Annotated in this window: 1 protein-coding gene and 1 pseudogene; both read left to right on the top strand. The window is 40.8% G+C overall.

The genetic code is table 11. From position 1 onward, the window contains the following. On the top strand, window positions 1–3,620 hold a 3,620-nt coding region (locus tag ACHSBP_RS00035; RefSeq protein WP_395387881.1), incomplete at its 5' end, for a LamG-like jellyroll fold domain-containing protein. Between the two features lie 10 nt (window positions 3,621–3,630). After that, window positions 3,631–4,426: pseudogene (locus ACHSBP_RS00030) on the top strand (hypothetical protein); the annotation flags it as partial.

Raw genomic sequence — 4,426 nt, 5'->3', positions numbered from 1 at the left:
GTTATGCAAACCGTCAGAATAAAACTCCGGTTGAAATTAAATGGGATGCCAAAGGTTCAGGCAGCTTTATTAATTTAGATAATAACAATGCCGAAAACGGCGTTTTTGCCGCAGATATTCAGCTACCGCCGTACACTGGTACAAGTGCAACCCCCTTTGTGTACTTTGCTGGCGATAAAGACAATTACGTTATTATGGATGCCATAGAAGTTGTGCCGGGAGTACCAGACACCATTGACTTAGTTGCAGATGGCGAGGCATTTATTTCAGGTTACGGTGAAATTACCGTAGACGTTACCGTTACCGATAAAAATGGAAATCTAGTTGCAGATGGTACTGCGATTAACTTTAGTTTAGATGGTGTAGGCATCATCGCATCATCAGATGATGAGACAAAAGGAGGCAAAGCCAGTGCCACAATTATAGGAGGTGAGTCGCCTGAAGAGTCGTTGACTCTGACTGTCCAATCTGGAGATGCAAAAGTAACCCATTTAACTTCCATAGCTCCCCTTGTAATCGAAATTGATGACTACCCTACAAGCATGGATGCAAATGAACAATACCAAATGTCAGCTAAAGTAACTACTCCGGGCGGAGAGGCAGCGCGGGGCGTGTATGTTAACTTTGGTAGTAACGTGGGCAAATTGACGCGGACTCGTGTCATGACAAATGGTGAAGGCAAGGCGTCTACATTTTTATTCAGTGGCTTTAACGAGCTAAATGATGTTCAGTTAACGGCGCGTGTTGGACTTGTTCCTGGTGTATTAGTTGGCAGTACAGTTAAAGCCAAACCAATTGAAAATAAACATTTGCGTGCGATGCATCTTGCTCGCCTAACACCGCAACAAAAACAACATGCAGTCTCACAAAAATTGCAAAATACGCCACGCTATGCAAGCACAACCGGTGCTATAGTGGTGGGAAATGAAGTCGAAAATGGCATTATAAATCACGTACGCGACGACAGTGTTAGAATCAATTTACCGTATCAAGCTATTACTGATATTACCCTAAATGGTACTGAAGGGCTCACCCAGCAGTTAATTTTGGGAACCATGGCAGAACCCAATTTGCAGCCAATAGCTGGCTTTGCAATGGATGCACTCGAAGAGCAAGATGTTGCTGAATTTAATAACCTACATCCTGGTCTAGCTAAGCATATAGTTGTCACTGAAGACCATCCACTCAATATCGGGACTAGTTTTAAATTTTCGTCAAAAGCAATTCAAAACCCAGCAGGGGAATGGGAAAGCAGTCGTATTGTGGTGCCGTTGAGTACTCGCTTTAAAGTAGCGCAAGATGTCGGTTTTAGAATCGATTTAAAAGCGACAACAACAAGCGGTGAAATATTTAACTTAGAAGGCGGTGCACAAGGCTTAACAATTAACGAAGATGCTTCGTTGACATATTACCTTCATACAACTCAAGGAAAAGCGTCTGTTACAACGCCACCAATCGAATTGAATAAATGGAGTACTGTTGCGGGTCGATATCAGAATGGCCAACTAACGTTAGAAGTCGACGGGCAGCGAACTTCAGTTACTGCTAATGGTGAACTTGTTTACTCAGTTACACAAAGGGGACTGACTATTGGCCAACAGTTTAATGGTGCAATGAGCAACTTTAAAATGTTTGACTGGGGCAGTGCACCATTACTGCAATTTGCCAATGCAAGTGGCGAAATGAGTCATACCTTCTTGCCTAATGAGCTTAGCAAAGAAATAAATCTTCACAGTACAGGTGCGTTTAACCAAGATGGACAAACGGCAAAGTCGCAACGTATTGGGATTAACATTGATGGGTACCAGTATTTCGTATCAGTAATTGATAAAGAGTATTTCCGGCAAATGGCCTTGTTGTATGTCGATATTAACAAGCCAGATGGTTATCCGCCGTACGACCCAAATTATCAAGCTTATACCCCGTTTCCACTCATTTCAGTGGCGCATGCAGGTTTGTTTGACTTTGATATAACAGACTATGTATTTGAAGCCATTAAACTTGCTATTGGCCTTGCGTTACCGATTGACGAAGGTAAAGGGTTGGCAATGCAAATTTATTATGCGGCAACGGGCTCTGATAACTTTGACCCATTAGAACTCACACTGAATGCCATAGGTGTGTTAACTGTAATACCGATTGCTAAACCGTTATTACCGGTTGTTAAAGTACTAAATAAAGTATTAGTACCGCTGAACAAATCAAACCCGAAGTTTATAAAATCCATTGGTGGTGTGATGGGTAAAGTCGCCGATGAGTTGATGGATAATAAATATGATACCTTGTGGACATTAATGCCATTCCTACTGATTGCGGGTGAGATGGCGCTAGATGAAGAGGCAAGGGAAGGCTTAACCATTCTAGTTAAATCCATTGCCAGCAGTGATGACTTGTTAGCGTGGATGGAATACTTGAGCTTACCGGCTGATGGTTGGGAAGGGGATGGAGACATCCCAGATGTCGAACTAACTGCATCCAATACAAATACGCCTCAATCAAGTTGGACACTACTGCATGACCTTGTTCCTAATGCTTATGCGAGCAATCCATTAAGAAAACAGAGGAAACGTATTCAAAAGGAAATCGGTGTTGAGTTGAAGAAAACAGCTGAAGACTTAGGTGATAATTTCAAACCAGAAGATCTTTCAAAAGCGATCCGCGCCATTTTAAAAGGTATCAAAAAAACAGACTTTAAGCAGTTAAGGGGATTAGTTAGTAACCGCAAATTTTTAACTATGGCGATAGCATTGCAGGCAAGGGCGGCAACAAACTTTAAAACCTTTTTAAAAGGTGAGTCGTCGGCAAGAATTTCACCTAAAGTCATGGTTGGCGTTATATGGTACCTTGAAAAATCGATGGCAGATGAAACACTAGGAACAAAAGGTAGCACCCTTCAATCTCGTATCCGTGGTATCTATGGTAATGCGTTTAAATCTGTATTCACAAAAGGCGTCAATTTAACAAACCAAGCTCATGGCGGTATGTATCACTTAGCCAAGATTGCTCAATACCACTTTGAGTCTCAAACGGTAGGAGCATTTCCACAAATTAAAGCTGTCGAAGCTACACGCAAAGTCTGGTTTTATACATCTAAGGCAGGGTTAGAGAACAAGTTAGAAAATCATGAGCGAAAAGTCGATATTGTATTGACATATAATTTATCGTCAGATGAAGAGATTTGGGTGGAACTTAAATCGCTTAGTAATAAGCATACATTCAGCCCGTGGACTTATGGCCAAAAAGGGGGCGGCGGTAATGCAAGCAAAGAAGTTGTTGTAGATCGCGCCGCACAGTTAAGAGCGCAGGATGGTGAAAAAGATGTAACCTATACGGTGGACTCAGAAGGAACTCCTGAGATAAAAGATGTCATTAATGTTGATCTACGTTGGCGTTTTCAAGTATTTGATATAAAAGCAACGTCTAAACGTAAGCGCCAATGGAGCTTTAGTAAAAACCAGTTAAAAAATCGTTTAACTAAGTTAGATGAAAATAATAAAGGTACAGAGATTAAAACAACTTTAAAAAAGAAAGAAATTGATTCTGCAAAGTTTGCTAAGATGGATGATATTTCTGCCTGGTTAGTCAGTTCTGGTGCTGCAATTTTAGAATCATTACAATAGAGCAGGTAACATGGCAAAATTTTCATTTCATAAAGAACAATTCAAAACGAATGACCCGGTATGGAAAGCTGAACGCGAAGCCTTATTTGAAAAGCTCTTACCCATTATTGGTAGCAGTAAAAAAGCGCAAAATGCCTCTCTAAAACGGTATTTTATAAAAGGCGAATGGACATTACACAGTGAATATGACCTTGGTTTTGTCTCTAAGTTATTTTTCTTACCTGAGTTAAAAAAAGAGCATTACTTTAGCGTGATGAAGGAAGTCCCTTGGGAAGACGGGAAACGTGAGTTTAGACATGTATTTATGTATCGACTTATCACCGGGTGGATGTTAAATGAGCTGTCGATATCCGACACGTTAATTGATGACTTTTACACACTTTCAGTTGATGGATTAACACATTACAGCGAAGAAAGCATTGAAATTGAGGGTATAACCCATGAACGCTTTCCTTGGCATGTTGACCGAGAGCAAACTAATGGCTTTTTTATGCGTTATTTATCGGTTGCTCACGAATGGTTGACTGAAAAACACAATCAAAGTAAGAGTGGATTAACCAACTTTATGCCCCATTGGTTTTCAGCATTATCGTATCTAAAGTGGAAAGGGTTCACTAAAGGGGGAATGCGAAAACGTATTTTCGAGCTGTTCACTGCCATTCAACATTATATCCCAGAACATAAAAGTAACCCTGCGGCAGCGCAAAAACAGTTATTTGTTGATGAGTTTAAACGCTGCGTTTTAGAGCATGGGCTCGTTAAACCAGAATTGATTGAAATCTGGCAAGAAGCAAGCGAAAACACCG

The sequence above is a fragment of the Pseudoalteromonas sp. XMcav1-K genome, assembly GCF_044005875.1.
In the GTDB taxonomy this organism is placed as follows: domain Bacteria; phylum Pseudomonadota; class Gammaproteobacteria; order Enterobacterales; family Alteromonadaceae; genus Pseudoalteromonas; species Pseudoalteromonas spongiae.
The sequence above is the reverse complement of the archived record's forward strand: the minus strand, read 5'-3'. Positions and strand labels throughout refer to the sequence as shown.